Source organism: Streptomyces sp. NPDC005195 (assembly GCF_040608315.1).
Lineage (GTDB): Bacteria > Actinomycetota > Actinomycetes > Streptomycetales > Streptomycetaceae > Streptomyces > Streptomyces kaempferi.
In genome coordinates this window covers 12,505-27,203 of the sequence record NZ_JBEXHZ010000016.1, presented here as the reverse complement: position 1 = coordinate 27,203, position 14,699 = coordinate 12,505, and the positions used below count along the sequence as shown (strand labels likewise).

General features: G+C 70.5%; 12 protein-coding genes. 3 read left to right on the top strand and 9 right to left on the bottom strand.

Annotated features, from left to right (window positions below):
* Window positions 1–300: 300 nt before the first annotated feature.
* Together ABZV34_RS18800 and ABZV34_RS18795 are read right to left on the bottom strand one after the other, a co-directional pair.
* On the bottom strand, window positions 301–573 hold the full coding sequence (locus ABZV34_RS18800; protein WP_356277419.1) for a hypothetical protein: 273 nt from the start codon (window positions 571–573) through the stop codon (window positions 301–303).
* Between the two features lie 125 nt (window positions 574–698).
* On the bottom strand, window positions 699–1,742 hold the full coding sequence (locus ABZV34_RS18795) for an NAD(P)-dependent alcohol dehydrogenase (RefSeq protein WP_356277416.1): 1,044 nt from the start codon (window positions 1,740–1,742) through the stop codon (window positions 699–701).
* Between the two features lie 173 nt (window positions 1,743–1,915).
* On the opposite strand from ABZV34_RS18795, the gene ABZV34_RS18790 reads away from it, so the two are divergent.
* Window positions 1,916–2,830 carry a helix-turn-helix transcriptional regulator gene (locus tag ABZV34_RS18790; RefSeq protein WP_356277413.1) on the top strand — a complete coding sequence of 305 codons (915 nt, stop codon included), beginning with the start codon at window positions 1,916–1,918 and terminating at the stop codon, window positions 2,828–2,830.
* Window positions 2,831–2,946: 116 nt separating this feature from the next.
* Here ABZV34_RS18790 and ABZV34_RS18785 read toward each other — a convergent pair whose 3' ends face one another.
* From ABZV34_RS18785 to ABZV34_RS18760, 6 genes are all read right to left on the bottom strand, one after another.
* On the bottom strand, window positions 2,947–3,717 hold the full coding sequence (locus ABZV34_RS18785; RefSeq protein ID WP_356277410.1) for an antibiotic biosynthesis monooxygenase: 771 nt from the start codon (window positions 3,715–3,717) through the stop codon (window positions 2,947–2,949).
* Window positions 3,718–3,808: 91 nt separating this feature from the next.
* A complete protein-coding gene (locus ABZV34_RS18780) occupies window positions 3,809–7,120 on the bottom strand; it encodes a S8 family peptidase (RefSeq protein ID WP_356277407.1) in 3,312 nt (1,103 codons plus the stop codon).
* A gap of 192 nt (window positions 7,121–7,312) precedes the next feature.
* Window positions 7,313–7,996 (bottom strand): ABC transporter ATP-binding protein, encoded by a 684-nt coding sequence (locus tag ABZV34_RS18775; protein WP_356277404.1) that lies wholly within the window; start codon window positions 7,994–7,996, stop codon window positions 7,313–7,315.
* 74 nt (window positions 7,997–8,070) lie between these two features.
* On the bottom strand, window positions 8,071–9,522 hold the full coding sequence (locus tag ABZV34_RS18770) for an ABC transporter permease (RefSeq protein ID WP_356277401.1): 1,452 nt from the start codon (window positions 9,520–9,522) through the stop codon (window positions 8,071–8,073).
* A 183-nt stretch (window positions 9,523–9,705) separates the two neighbouring features.
* Window positions 9,706–10,971: an Ig-like domain-containing protein gene (locus ABZV34_RS18765; RefSeq protein ID WP_356277398.1), complete on the bottom strand. Its 1,266-nt coding sequence runs from the start codon at window positions 10,969–10,971 to the stop codon at window positions 9,706–9,708.
* Between the two features lie 265 nt (window positions 10,972–11,236).
* Window positions 11,237–11,584, bottom strand: coding sequence for a hypothetical protein (locus ABZV34_RS18760; RefSeq protein ID WP_356277395.1), 348 nt, complete (start codon window positions 11,582–11,584; stop codon window positions 11,237–11,239).
* 110 nt (window positions 11,585–11,694) lie between these two features.
* On the opposite strand from ABZV34_RS18760, the gene ABZV34_RS18755 reads away from it, so the two are divergent.
* Both ABZV34_RS18755 and ABZV34_RS18750 read left to right on the top strand, forming a co-directional pair.
* Window positions 11,695–12,045 (top strand): hypothetical protein, encoded by a 351-nt coding sequence (locus ABZV34_RS18755; RefSeq protein WP_356277393.1) that lies wholly within the window; start codon window positions 11,695–11,697, stop codon window positions 12,043–12,045.
* Between the two features lie 36 nt (window positions 12,046–12,081).
* The gene (locus tag ABZV34_RS18750) at window positions 12,082–12,816 is read left to right on the top strand and encodes a DUF2625 family protein (protein WP_356277390.1); all 735 of its coding nucleotides are present in this window, start codon (window positions 12,082–12,084) and stop codon (window positions 12,814–12,816) included.
* 103 nt (window positions 12,817–12,919) lie between these two features.
* Here ABZV34_RS18750 and ABZV34_RS18745 read toward each other — a convergent pair whose 3' ends face one another.
* On the bottom strand, window positions 12,920–14,578 hold the full coding sequence (locus ABZV34_RS18745; protein WP_356277388.1) for a DEAD/DEAH box helicase: 1,659 nt from the start codon (window positions 14,576–14,578) through the stop codon (window positions 12,920–12,922).
* Between the last annotated feature and the right edge of the window lie 121 nt (window positions 14,579–14,699).

Below are 14,699 nucleotides of genomic sequence, written 5' to 3'. Positions count from 1 at the left end.
ACAGGGCCGCACGTCAGCGGAGTTCGGGGCGACACCCTCAGGGCGCCCACGCGGCACCGCCACGGCGCCCAGAAGCGAGAGTCATGCCTTCGAAGCAGGGATACGGCTGTCGCCCACACCCGCACCGGTGGAGGAGACCACGCTCGTCGAAGGTCTCGGTTGGGGAACTGGTCATCACGACTGAGGCTCCGGCGTCTGAAACACCGCCCGGAGAACCTGACCTTGCCGTCGAAAAGCCTAACCCGCACGCAACTGGCCCGCACCCGGGACCGGGACCCCTGCGGTCACGGAGTCGGGCGGTCACGCGGTCCGGACGGCGATGCCGTCACCGAGCAGTTTCAGCCCCATGACGGAGAACAGGACCGCCATCACGGCGACGTTGTGCCGGGCGGCCCGGTCCTTCCAGCCGCCGAGCGTGCTCCTCGCCCGTTCTCCCCCGACCAGGAAGACTCCCAGCGGGGCCGGCAGTCCTAGCGGGTCGCCGCGGGCCGTGCACCGGCCACGGAACCTCGGGCGCGTCTCCCCCTCCATCGTCGACCGCGCTTCGGCCGCCCGCGCTTCGGCCGCCCGCACGACACGGTCCGCACGACACGGTCCGCACGGGACGGTCCGCACGGGACGGTCCGCACGGGACGGGGAAAGGAGGGCGCCGACCGGTCCTGTGACCGGTCGGCGCCCTCCTCACCCGCGTCAGCCCACTAGATCGTCGCGGTGTCGATCACGAAGCGGTAGCGGACGTCGCTCGACAGCACCCGCTCGTACGCGTCGTTGATCTCGGACGCGCTGATCAGTTCGATCTCCGCACCGAGGCCGTGCTCGGCGCAGAAGTCGAGCATCTCCTGGGTCTCCTGGATGCCGCCGATACCGGAGCCGGACAGCGACTTGCGGCCGCCGATCAGGGAGAAGAGGTTGAGGGAGATCGGCTCCTCGGGGGCGCCGACGTTGACCAGCGCGCCGTCCGTCCGCAGCAGCGAGAGGAACGACCCGAAGTCGAGCGGTGCCGAGACCGTGGACAGGATGATGTCGAAGGTGCCGCGCAGTTCCTCGAAGGTCTTCGGGTCACTGGTGGCGTAGTAGTGGTCGGCGCCCAGCTTCAGGCCGTCGTCCTTCTTGCGCAGGGACTGCGACAGCACAGTCACCTCGGCGCCGAGCGCGTGCGCGATCTTGACGCCCATGTGACCGAGGCCACCCATGCCGAGGACCGCGACCTTCTTGCCGGGGCCGGCGTTCCAGTGCCGGAGCGGGGAGTACGTGGTGATTCCCGCGCAGAGCAGGGGCGCGGCCACGTCGAGGGAGAGGCCGTCGGGAATGCGTACGGTGTAGTTCTCGTCGACTACGACGGCCTGGGAGTACCCACCGTAGGTGGGTTCGCCGTCCTTGCCGATCGCGTTGTAGGTACCGATCATGCCGCCGCCCGTGCAGTACTGCTCCAGGCCCGCCTTGCAGTTCTCGCACTCGCGGCAGGAGTCGACCATGCAGCCGACGCCCACGCGGTCGCCGACCTTGAACCGGGTGACGCCGGAACCGACCTCGGAGACGATGCCGGCGATCTCGTGACCGGGCACCATCGGGAAGATCGCCTCGCCCCAGCCCTCGCGGACCTGGTGGATGTCCGAGTGGCAGATACCGGCGAACTTGATGTCGATCAGGACGTCGAACTCGCCCACGGGGCGGCGCTCGATGGTGGTGCGCTCCAGCGGAGCCTTGGCGGCGGGGGCGGCGTACGCAGCAACAGTGCTCATGCGGGGGGTTCTCCTAGGGAATGGTCTGTGGCCGGCTGTCATCTTCCGCCGGGCACGGCCACCAGCCTGCCCCGCCGCGCGCCGTTCACCCAGGCCACGGCTTTGCGTACGACCGCTGGTCCTACTACTGGCGGGGTCAGGCTCCGCTGCGTACGACCGTGAATACTGGACCTATGAACGAGCAGCCCTTCCAGGAGATCGCCGGGGAAGCCGGGCAGCCGCTGGACCGGCGGGCCGAGCTCAGTGAGTTCCTGCGCACCCGCCGGGCCCGGCTGAAGCCGGAGGATGTGGGGCTGCCCGACTTCGGACGGCACCGCCGGGTGCCCGGACTGCGGCGCGAGGAGCTGGCGCAGCTGGCCGGGGTGTCCGTGGCGTACTACACGCGGCTCGAACAGGGCAACGGACGGAACGTGTCGGCGGAGGTGCTCGACGCGATCGCCCGCGCCCTGCGCCTGTCGGACGCCGAGCACGCGCATCTGACCCATCTCGCCAAGCCCAAGCAGCTCAAGAAGAAGCAGACGGCCCGGCCGCAGCACGTGCGGGTGGCGCTGCGGCACCTGCTGGACATGCTGGACGGTGTGCCCGCGTACGTCACCGGGCGGCGCGCGGACATCCTGGTCTGGAACCGGATGGCCGCGGCCGTGTTCGGCGACTGGGCGGAGCTGGCGCCCGGCGAGCGGAACTGGGCACGGCTGGTGTTCCTGCGGCCCGAGTATCGCGAGCTGTTCGTGGACTGGGAGCAGAAGGCGATCGACATCGTGTGCATGCTGCGCATGGACGCGGGCTGTCATCCGGACGATCCGAGGCTGTCGGCGCTGGTCGGGGAGCTCTCCGTCAAGAGTCCCGACTTCCGGCGGCTGTGGGCCACGCACGACGTGAAGGAGAAGAACCACGGCGTGAAGGAGCTGCGGCATCCGCTGGTGGGCGACCTGGACCTGCGGTTCGAGTCGTTCCGGATGGCGGACGACAGTGAGCAGGCGCTGATCACGTACCACGCGGAGCCGGGGTCGGCCTCGGCGGAGGCACTGCGGCTGCTGGCCAGCTGGGGCACGGACGCGACCCGTGCGGGGGCCAACGCCCAGTCGTAGGCGCGCCGCGCCCCCGCGCGGCGCCTCGGGCGGGAACGGCCGGCCGCCACGCGCCCGGCCCTCACCCGCCCGGCCGCCACACCGTCAGGCGCTCACCCGCCCGGCCGCTCCTGCCGTCACGCCTGGTACGGCGGTGCCGCCCCCCACGTCCACCGCGGTACGGGCTGCTCGGCGGGAGGCACCGCGTCGGGGCCGGAGAAGTACACGGCGAGCCGCGTGCCCCACTCCGCGTAGGCGAGGAACGCGGAGCGGAACTCGGCGTCGGTGGGCAGTCCCGCGTCGTCCGCCGCGTCCTGGAGGACGTTGACCCAGCGTCGGCGCTGGGTCTCCGTGATGTTCCTGCCGAAGTGCTTGGCGACCATGTGGCCGTGGCCGCCCTGGGTCTCGGAGTAGGCGGGTGGTCCGCCGAAGACCTCGCCGAGCCAGAGGGCGACGTGCGCCGCGTGCTCGGGGGCCAGGCCGGCGAAGACGGGTCCGAGGACGTCGTCCTTCAGGACCTTGTCGTAGAAGACCTCGGTCAGCCGGACGAAGGCCTCGGCGCCGCCCGCCCACGCGTACAGGGTGGGGACCGCGGCGCCGGTGCCCCGTACCGTCGTCGCCTTGTAGTGGCGCGTCTCCTCGATGTGCGGGATGTAGGGGCGGATCTCGGCGAGGAAGGCCGGGAAGAGCTCCGAGGTGCGGAAGTCCTGTTCGTGGGCCTCGGTCGAGGTCCAGGTGATCCGCAGGACGAAGTGTTCGAAGTCCTCCTCGCTGCGGGCGAGTTCGTAGTCGACGCACTGCGGGGCGGCGGACAGCTGGGCCGCGGCCCGGGTGTGGGCGGCCAGGAACTCCGCGGACCGTTCCTCGGGTATGTGGTAGCGGACGTACTCCACGGTGTGGGCGCTCATGCGGACCACGGAAACACGGACGGCCCACCGGAAGCTGTTCTTCCGGCGGACCGTTCGCTACGGGCTCACTTCACCCGGGTGGGGAGCGGACTCACTTTCCGTAGTACGCGTTGTAGATCGAGACCGTCGACTTGTTGCCCTGCTTGTCGGTGATCTTCGCGTGGAAGGAGATGCCCTTGCCCTTCGCCGGGTTCTTGACGGTGATCTTCCCGTCCTTGACCTTCAGCATGGTCCAGGTCTGGCCGTAGTCGTACGAGACGTACACGTACAGCGACTTGAGGTTCCTGCCCGCGGCCGAGCCCTGCACGGTGAGCGGGACGGTGACCTTCTTGCCGGCCTCGACGCGGCTGTCCAGGCCGGTCGCGGCGTTGAAGCGGACCGTGGAGGCGGGCAGCTTCGCGAAGTCGGCCCTCTTGGACTTGAAGGTCCAGCTCGCGTCGATCCGTGTGGAGGCCGCGGCGACCTTCACGCTGCGCTTGACCGAGGTCGTCAGCCGGTACTCCGCCAGGGCGGCCGGGACCTTGAACTCCTTCTCACCGAAGAGCGGGTCGTCGTTCGATCCGACCTTCGTCCCGTTGCGGTAGAGCGTCGTGGTGACCGAGCTGAACAGCGAGGACCCGGCGTGGGTGCTTCCGTCGGCGTACAGCGGCAGATAGCCGACGAGGTTGTCGCCGTCCCGGAAGACCCCGAAGTCTGCGCTGATCTTCGGGCCGAAGACGGCCGTGTTGAACCGCTTGGTGTAGCTGGTGCCCGCCTTGAAGGTCTGCGGGACGCCGAGCGTGTAGTAGGCGTCGACGACCGGGAATCCGGTGGCGTCCTTGCCGGCGTGCTGCTCGAAGTCGAAGGCCCACTGGACCTTCTCACCGGCCGACAGATAGAGCGTGCGCGCGCTCGGCAGTTTCTGGTCGACGCCGATGCCGGCGCTGCCGTCGTCGGGCAGATAGCCGTACGCGGTGATCGCGCCCGTCTTGCCGGCGGCCGCGCCGCCCATGTCCGCCCGGACCTTGGCCAGTTCGCTCGCCTTGTAGTGCTTGACGTGCGCGCCCTGGAGCCTGCTGACCTTGGCGCCGGTGAAGGTGTCGTACTCGGCGCTCGCGCCCTTGGTCCACTGTCCGGCCCAGCTCTGGAACAGGCCGGGGGTGAGGGCCGGGCCGAGGTGCGCCACCCGCACGTTCCGGAAGGAGTCGAGGCCGAGGCCGATTCCGATGCCCGTGGTGTCGTCGAAGTAGTTGACGACCGCCGACAGCGGCTCGGCCCGCGCGTCCGGCACCGTGATGTCGGCGCCCTCGGCGGTGCGTGCGTCCAGCGTCAGCGTGGTGTTCCCGGTGACGTCCAGCCGGGGCCGGACCAGCCAGTCGACCCCGCCCTTCGCCTCGACCAGGTCCTGCACGGACAGGGAGTTGAGCAGGTACTTGCCCTTGGGCACCCGCAGGGTCACGGTGTCCGCGGTGTTCTGCGACGCGTAGTCCCGGTCGGCGCCGAGCCCGGTGTAGCCCTCCAGGTCGGTGAGGTGCGTGGGCGTCTGGCCGGCGCGGTCGACGTACTTCAGGGTGACGTCGTACGACTCCGGCTCACGCTCGACCGCGACCGCCGTGCGCACCGACTGGCCGCCGCCCGTCGCCGTCACGTACGCGGCGTACGCGCCGTCGAGGGTGCCGCCGAGCCTGGTGTTCGCGTCGACCCCGACGGACGCCTCGCCTCCGGCCGGGACGGTGAGGGTGGTGGCGGCGAGCTCGAAGAAGCCCGAAGGGGCCGTGTGACCCTTCGGGTCGGTGGTCTTGACCCCGAGCGTCAGGGTGACGTCCTTCGTGCCGAGGTTGCGGTACGTCAGCTGCCGTGTCAGCGCCGTGTCGTCGGCGTGCGGCCACCGCGCGACGCCGAAGCTCACCGAGGAGGGGTCGGCGATCACGGTCTGCTTGATCGCCGAGTCGACGGCGATACGGCCCGCGCCCTGCTGGAACGGTGTGTACGGGCCGCCCTTGGCGGAGCCCGTCAGCGCACCCTTGAGCTCGGTGTACGTCCAGTCCGGGTGTTCCTGCTTGAGGATGGCGGCGGCGCCCGCGACATGCGGGGTCGCCATCGACGTACCCGAGATGGTCAGGTAGCCCGCGGGCTTCTCGCCGACCTCCGTGTCGATGACGCTGCCCGGCGCGGCGGCCGCGGTGATGTCCACGCCCGGGGCGGTGACGTCCGGCTTGATGGCGCCGTCGCCGAGGCGGGGGCCGGTGCTGGAGAAGTCCGCCAGCCTGTCGTGGTCGTCGACGGCGCCGACGGTGAGGGCGGCGTCCGCGCTGCCCGGCGAGCCGATCGACTCGGGGCCCTCGTTGCCCGCCGCGATCGCGAAGAGGATGCCCTTCTCGGCCGAGAGCTTGTCGACCTCGGCCTCCAGCGGATCCACGTCGGGGGTGTCCGGGCCGCCGAGGCTCAGGTTGACGACGTCGGCGCCCTGGTCGGCCGCCCACTCCATGCCCGCGAGGATGCCGGAGTCGTCACCGTTTCCGGTGTCGTCGAGAACCTTGCCGTTGAGGATCTTGGCGCCTGGTGCGACGCCCTTGTACTTCCCGTTCGACTTGGCACCGGTGCCCGCCGCGATGGACGCGACGTGCGTGCCATGGCCGTAGTGGTCGGTGGCGTCGGCGGCGCCGGAGAAGTTCCGGGACGCGATCACCTGGTTCCTGAGGTCCGGGTGGGTCGCGTCCACACCGGTGTCGAGGACGGCGATCTTGACGCCCTTGCCGTCGTACCCGGCGGCCCAGGCCTTGGGGGCGCCGATCTGCGGCACGGACTTGTCGAGGCTCGCCCTGCGCACGCCGTCCAGCCAGACGTGCGCGATGCCGGAGGCCGCCCGCCCGTGGTCGGTGACCGCGGACCACAGCTCGGCCGCGTCCCGCTGCGGCGTCCGCACCGCGTCCGCGTTCAGGGACTTCAGGGTCCGGCGGAGCGTGCCCGCCTCGCGGACGCCCGCCCGCGCGGCCGTCGCGGCTCCCTTGTAGCCGACGATGACCTTCAGGCCCTGCTTCTGGGAGGCCCGGGTCGCGGCCTTGTTCAGCTCGGTGACGTCGAAGAGCCGCCGGTCCACCTTGCCGGCGGCTATCAGCGCCTGTGCGTCGGCCGGCACCACGAGGGTGTGGCCGTGGGCCTTGCGGATCTGGACGGGCACCTGCGCACGGCCCTTGGCCCGCTCGAGGCCGACGACGCGACCCTTGGCGTCGACGACCACCCGGTCGCCGGTGATCAGTGTGATGCGGTGCTTGGCCGTGATCCCGGCCCCGGAAGCACTGTTGACGTGTCCGGCCTTCGCCGGGACCCTCGCGGACGCCGGGCTGGTCATGCCCGCCGCCAGGGCCACGGCCGCCGCCGTGGCAACGGTCGCCGCGCACGCTCTTTTCACTTGTCTGCGCAAGTCTCCCCCTGGAGATGAGGTCCGGGTGAATTCCCCATTCACCCGGCCGAGGGAAGTCTCGTACGCATGCACGATCACCCCTCGGAAAGCGCAAGTATGCCGGGGGGCGTTCGGCCCCTCAAGAGCGGGGCCGCGGCGAAGAGTTGACGGAATTGTTCCGCTAAGTTCTCGAACTCTCCGTTTTGTTCTCGTTCACGCGCCCGCGTTCTCCTTGACGCTGATCTTTCCCTTGCGGATCGTCGCGACGCGCGGGGCCTTCCTCGCGATCGCGGAATCGTGGGTGACCATGATGAAAGTGAGCCCGCGCTCCTTCCACATGGTCTCCAGCACGTCCATGATCTCGTCGCGCATGGACTCGTCGAGATTTCCGGTGGGCTCGTCGGCGAGGAGCACCTTCGGCTGCTTGACCAGGGCACGGGCGATGGCGACGCGCTGCTGCTGACCGCCGGAGAGTTCGGCGGGCAGATGTCCGAGCCGCTCGGCGAGGCCCACCGACTCCAGGGCCTCGGCGGCCCGCACGCGCCGTTCCTTCCCCTTGACCCCGAGGGGGACGAGAGCCGTCTCCACATTCTCCTGGGCGGTGAGTGTGGGAATCAGGTTGAAGCTCTGGAAGACGAATCCGATGTTCTCGCTGCGCACCTTGGTGAGCTTCGCCTCGGACAGTTTCGCCAGATCGACGCCGTCGAGTTCGACGCTGCCTCCGGTGGGCCGGTCGAGTCCGCCGAGCATCTGGAGCAGGGTGGATTTCCCGCCGCCCGTGGGCCCCTGGATGACGAGCCGGTCGCCGTCCGCGATGGTCAGATCGATGCCGGCGAGCGCGTCGACCGAGTCCTTGCCCCGCCGGTACCGCTTGATGACGCCTCTGAGTTCGTACATGGTGCTGCTCCTGGTTGTGCGTGAGGGGGCGGGCCGTACGGGGGTGTGGGCCGCACGGCCCGTGCGGGGTCGGTCTATTCGACGCGGCGCAGGGCGTCCGCGGGCCGCAGCCGGGAGGCGCGCCAGCCGCCGAAGGCACCGGCGATCAGGCCGCCGGCGACGGCGAGGGCGACCGCTCCGGCGATGGTGGAGAGGCTGACGGGCGCGGTGAGCGTGACGTCCAGCGCCTTGGACGCGGCCCGCCGACCGGGACCGCCGAAGCCACCGAAGCCGCCCTGTCCACCACCACCGCCGCCCGATCCGCCCACCTGGGCCTGCAGGTTGGGGCTGATCTCGGTGACCGCGTACGCGCCCGCCAGACCGAGCGCGATGCCGAGGACTCCGCCGACCAGACCGTTGACGACGGCCTCACCGACGACCTGACGGGTCACCCGGCCCGACGTCCAGCCGAGCGCCTTGAGGGTGCCGAACTCGCGCACACGCCGGGAGACGGCCGAGGAGGTGAGCAGACCGGCGACCAGGAACGCGGCCACGAGCACCGCGATCGACAGCCACTTGCCGACGTTCGAGGCGAGGTCGGATGCGGTCGACAGGGAGCCGGAGACGGTGTCCGCGAGGTCGGCGGAGGTGGTGACCGTGGTCCCCGAGATGTTCTTCTGGATGGTGCTCTTGACGCTGGAGATCTGCTGCGAGTCGGACGCCTTGACGTAGATCGTGGTGACCTTGTCCTTGGCGCCGGCCAGCGTCTGCGCCTGCTGGAGCGGCATGTAGAGGTTGGCCGCCGCGTCACCGCTGTCCGGAGTCGCGATCCCGATCACCTGGTACTTGACGCCCTTCACGGTGACCGTGCCGCCGACCGAGAGCTTCTTCTCCTTGGCGTACGACGTGTCGGCGACGACCACCTCGGCGTTCGTCTCGGACGTCGTGAAGGTACGGCCGCTGGTGATCTTCGAGGAGGTCAGCGGGCCGAGCGCCGGCTTGGTGACGTCGGTGCCGTAGACGGAGTAGTTGTTGACGTCGAAGTTGGCGCCGCCGCCCTCGACGCGGCCCTGCGGGGGCTGCTGGCCGCCCTGCCGCCGGTTGCCTCCACCGTTCCCGTTCTGCTGGAACTGGCCCCGGGTGAACTGCCCGTTGACGCGGATGACCTGGAGACTGAGGCCGCCGACGGAGTCCGCCACGCCGTGCTGAGAGTCGACCTTGGAGACCGTCGAGGCGGCCAGGGTCTGGAATCCCTGGACCATGACGCGGTCACTGCTCTGCTCCTTGTCGGAGCCGTTGTCGTTCGCGTCGAAGTTGAAGCGGGGGCGCTGACCGGTGCTCGTCGGCGGCGCCGCGGCCTTGGTGACGGTCATGTCCGTACCCAGCCCGTACAGCGACTGGAGGACCTTGCCCTGGGCCTTCTCCATGCCGGACGACACGGAGCTGACCACGATGACCAGGGCGATGCCCAGGGCGAGCCCGGAGGCGACGACGAGCGCCGCCTTCCTGCGGCGGCGCAGTTCGCGCCTCAGGTAGGTGAAGAACATGGCCGCAAGGTAGGTACGGCGCGTGATGAAGCCATAAGGCCGAAATAAGAGAACGATGAGAAGGCTGTGACGGCACGGAAGTTCACCTGTGCGCGGCCCCGGAACCCTGTGGGAACGCCGATGGCGGCGGCCCGTGCGGGCCGCCGCCATCGGCGGGGTTCTCGTGAGTGGCGGGAGCCGGCGTCAGACGGCCGAACCGGCCTTCCACGACGCCCAGTCCAGGTTCCAGCCGTTGAGGCCGTTGTCCGGGGCGACGGTCTTGTCACCGGTGTTCTTGACGACCACGACGTCACCGATCAGCGAGTGGTTGTAGAACCAGGCCGCGGCGGTGTTCGGGTCGCCGGCACCCTTGGTGTCGGACAGGCCGACACAGCCGTGACTGGTGTTCACCGAGCCGAAGATGGACTTGGCGCCCCAGTAGTTGCCGTGCACGAAGGTGCCGGAGTTCGACAGCCGCATGGCGTGCGGCACGTCCTTGATGTCGTACTCGCCCTTGCCGTCGGAGTTCGTGAAGCCGACCGTCGAGCCGTTCATCCGGGTCTCCTTGAACTTCTCGGAGATCACCATCTGGCCCTGGTACGTCTTGTGCTCCGGGGATCCCGAGGAGATCGGGATCGTCTTGATCGTCTTGCCGTCCTGCGTGACCTTCATGGTCTTGGTCTGGGCGTCGACGACCGAGACCTGGTTGCGGCCGATCTTGAACGTGACCGTCTTCTGCTGCACGCCGTACACACCGCTCGCGCCCTGGACGCCGTCCAGGTTCAGCTTGAGGGTGACGGTGGAACCGCCCGTCCAGTAGTTCTCGGGACGGAAGTCGAGGCGGTTGGCGCCGAACCAGTGCCCGACGACCTCCTGGCCGCTGCTGGAGGAGACGGTGATCCCCTTCTGCACGGCGGCCTTGTTGGTGATCGCCTTGTTGAAGTTGACCGAGACCGGCATGCCGACGCCGACGGTGGAACCGTCCTCCGGCGTGAAGTTGCCGATGAAGCTGTTCGCCGCGGAGACCGTGGTGAACGACGCGTTCTCGTGGGCCACCAGGCCCGCGGAGTCGGCGGCCTCGGCGGCGATCTTGTACGTGGTGGCGCGGTCGAGCTGGGCGGCGGGCTTCCAGCTCTTCTTGTCGGCCGATATCTGGCCGGCGACGTCCGCGCCGGCCTCCGTCTTCATGGAGACGGAGGAGAGTGTGCCCTTGGTCACAGTGACCGCGGCGGCGTTGTTGATGGACGCGTTGTCGGAGCCGTCGGCGGGGGTGATCTTGATCTGCGCCTCGGAACTCTTCTGGGCCGCCGCCTCGTCGGCCTGGGCCTGCGAGGACCCGCCGCCGTCCGAGGCGTCGGCCTTGCTGCCACTTCCGCTGCACGCAGAGAGCACCAGCACTCCGCCGAGCAGTGCGGACGCGGCCATCAGGCCCCGACCCCGCTTACTGTCCGTCATCACACGCTTCTCCATCGTTGCCGAATCACCAAATACCACAAGACCCCCGTCAGGAACCTTCAACGTACGACCGGTTCGTCCCGTGCCACATCCCTCTGGCGTGTGGGACGCACCACGCCGGTCAACGGCGCCGACCGAGCCGATCGGCCCCGTGGGACCCCGATCGGGTGGACCGGCGGCCGGACCGAACCCATGGTGCGGAAGTGGCCGGTGCGTCGTCTGAGACGAATGAACCCCGGGCGGCGGTTGCCACCCGGGGTCACGAATTTCCCAAGGGGCCTCAGCCGACTCCGACTTCTTCGTCGTCGTCCACGTCGTCATCATCCTCGTCCAGGTCCCATTCCGGCGAATCGGGGTCGTAGTCGATCGGCTCGCTGCTCCAGGACGCCTGGGCGAGCTCGACCCCGGGCACCTCGCTGACCAGGTCGAACGGATCGACGAGATGGGCGAGGGCTTCGGCAGTGTCTTCCGCCACCGCGTTCTCGGCGTGCGCCCGCTCGTCGGCCTGCATGCCGGAGTCGTCCGCGACGCGGCGCAGCGCGGCCTTGGTGACGGCGTCCGCGTCGTCGACTTCCAGCACCAGCTCCACGCGAAGCCGGACAAATCGTGATGTCTCAGGAGTACTCATGGGACGGAGCGTACGGCCCGAGGTCCCCACGACTTTCCCACGACCCGCGCCTTTCATTAGCATCGGGCCACACGGCCAATTCGCCAGCGCCACAAGGGGATCGATATTACGTGTCCGCCGCACGTCGCTCGTTGCTGACCGCCACCGCAGCCGGGACCCTCCTGGGAGCCCTGTGGTTCGTCCCGTCCGCCAACGCGAGTCCGGAAGCGCCTGCTCAGCACGGGTCGGCACCGACCGCCGACCCGTCGGCCGGCACCACGACGGCCGCCACCACGAAAGCCGCCACCACGACGGCCGGAGCGGAGCAGGCCGTCACGGAGCCGAGCGACGACCACACCCGGCTCGCCGACACCGGAAGCGTCGACACGACGCCGTACCTCGTCGGCGGCACCCTTTTCCTCGGCCTCGGCGCCGGCTTTGTGACCTACTCGGTGCGGCGGGAACGCACGGCGGCCTTCTGAGCGCAGCGCTCCGGCCCGGAACCCCACGGGATACCCATGCGAGACCTGACCGAGCTGACCGATGTCGAGGAGCCCGCATGGCCCCTCCTCTCCGAGGCGATCTCCACCAGCACGGTGTCCCTGGAGGTGCTCCCGGTGGAGCCGGCCCAGGCCCGCGCGTCCCTGCTGCAACTGCAGGTCACCGCACGCTCCTGGCTCGGCGCCTTCGTCCTCAACTGCGGCGGCGTGTCACTGGACAGCGGCTGGCTGCGCATCTACGGCAGTCCGGGCGACGGATCGCCCAAGGGGCCGCCGGGCATCGCCGACGTCAACGAGTTCCCCGCCCGCTTCGACCCGGCGTGGCGGCCGGACGGCGGGCTCGTCGTCGGCCATGACGTCCTCGGCGGGACCTATGTGCTCAACGGACCCGAACCGGGCGCGGTGGGCCGCCCCGGGGGGCCCGGCGAGGTGCTCTACTTCGCGCCGGACGCACTGCGCTGGGAGGCCCTCGGCGTGGGCCACGCGGCCTGGCTCAGCTGGCTCCTGGAAGGCGGCACGGAGGACTTCTACGACAACCTCCGCTGGCCCGGCTGGCGGGCCGAGACGGGGCCGCTCCCGGGCTCCCAGGGCATCACGTTCGACCCGGTGCTGTGGTCCGCCGACGCCCGCCGCGACCTGCCCGCGGCCCGCCGCCGCGCGCTGCACATGACCGAGCTCCTCGACCTCCACCGGGACGTCGGTCTGGAGCTCGACAAGATCGATCCGGGCTTCCTCGGCGCCTTCCACCCCTGAGAGACCCGACGGGTCCCGGGCTCCCCGAGGAGCCCGGGACCCGTGAAGTCCGCGGCCGCGGCGTGCGGCCGGGAGCCGGCCGGACCGGCTCCCGGTGGAGCGCCTACGCGGCGCGCCGGCCGCCGCCGCCCTGTCCGCCACGCTCCGTACGGCGCTGCGGAGCACGCCCCCGGGTGCCGCCGGTCCCGCTGCCACCGCCGGTACGACGTCCACCGGTGGCACCGCCGGTGCCACCGCCGGTGCCGCCGCCGGTGCCTCGCTGCGGCTGACGCCCCTGCGCCTGCCGGCCCTGCGACTCCGTGCCCGTGCCCGAACCGGTGGAGCGCCGCGCGCCGCCACCCGTCCGGGGCCGCGACCGGGGCCGCTGCTTCGGCTGCTCGACGGGCTGCGGAACCTCGATGACGACCGGAACCCCGGAGGGCTCGCGGGCGCCGGTGAGACGGGCCAGTTCCTCGTCGCTCGACTTGACCTGGGCCGAGCGCGGGGTGATGCCCGCGTCCGCCATCAGACGCGACATCTCCCGCCGCTGCTCGGGCAGGACGAGGGTGACGACGCTGCCGGACTCGCCGGCCCGCGCGGTACGCCCGCCCCGGTGCAGGTAGTCCTTGTGGTCGGTCGGCGGGTCCACGTTGACGACGAGGTCGAGGTCGTCGATGTGGATGCCGCGAGCGGCCACGTTGGTGGCGACCAGCGCGGTGACCTGGCCGCTCTTGAACTGGTCCAGGGTCCGGTTGCGCTGCGGCTGGCTGCGGCCGCCGTGCAGCGCGGAGGCCCGTACGCCGTTGGCCAGCAGCCGCTTGGTGAACCGGTCGGCTCCGCGCTTGGTGTCCACGAAGAGGATCACGCGGCCGTCGCGCGCGGCGATCCGCAGGGCCACGGCCTTCTTGTCGGTCTCGTCGGCGACGTGCAGCACGTGGTGCTCCATGGTCGTCACCGCGCCCGCCGACGGGTCGACGGAGTGCACCACGGGGTCCGTCAGGAACATCCGGACGAGCCGGTCGATGTTCTTGTCCAGCGTCGCCGAGAAGAGCAGTCGCTGACCGTCCGGCTCGACCTGCTTGAGCAGCGCGGTGACCTGCGGCATGAAGCCCATGTCGGCCATCTGGTCGGCCTCGTCGAGGACGGTGATCGCGACCTGGCCGAGCGTGCAGTCGCCGCGTTCGATGAGGTCCTTCAGCCGTCCCGGGGTGGCCACCAGCACCTCGGCGCCGCGGCGCAGCGTACCGGCCTGGCGGCCGATCGACATGCCGCCGACCGCGGTGACGACCCGCAGGTTCACGGCGGTCGCGTACGGCGTCAACGCGTCGTCGACCTGCTGGGCCAGCTCACGCGTGGGCACCAGGACCAGGGCGAGCGGTGCCCTGGGTTCGGCGCGACGGCCGGCCGTGCGGGCCAGCAGCGCGAGCCCGAAGGCGAGCGTCTTGCCGGAGCCGGTCCGGCCCCGGCCCAGGACGTCGCGTCCGGCCAGCGAGTTGGGCAGGGTCGCGCCCTGGATCGGGAACGGCTCGGTGACACCCTGCGCCGCGAGGGTCTTGGTCAGGGCGGCCGGCATGTCCAGCGCGTCGAAGGAGTCGACGGAGGGCAGGGCCGGGGTGATGGTCTCGGGCAGGGAGAACTCCTGCGGAGCCGCCGCCTTGCGGGCGGGGCCCTTGCCGGCGCCCCGGCCGCCACCACGGACGGCGTTCCTCGCGGAGCCGCCGGTCTGGGCGCCGCCACGCGCATTCGCCGGCCGCTTACGGACGGGACGTTCGGATCGAGTCATGCTGGATCTGGATTTCCTTCCTGGGCCCCACGGACTGCACGCACAGCGCCCGCCGCCAATATGGGCGGCATTTCATGAGCACTCACAGCACGAGCCGGGACCCCCACCCGAAGGTGCGGGC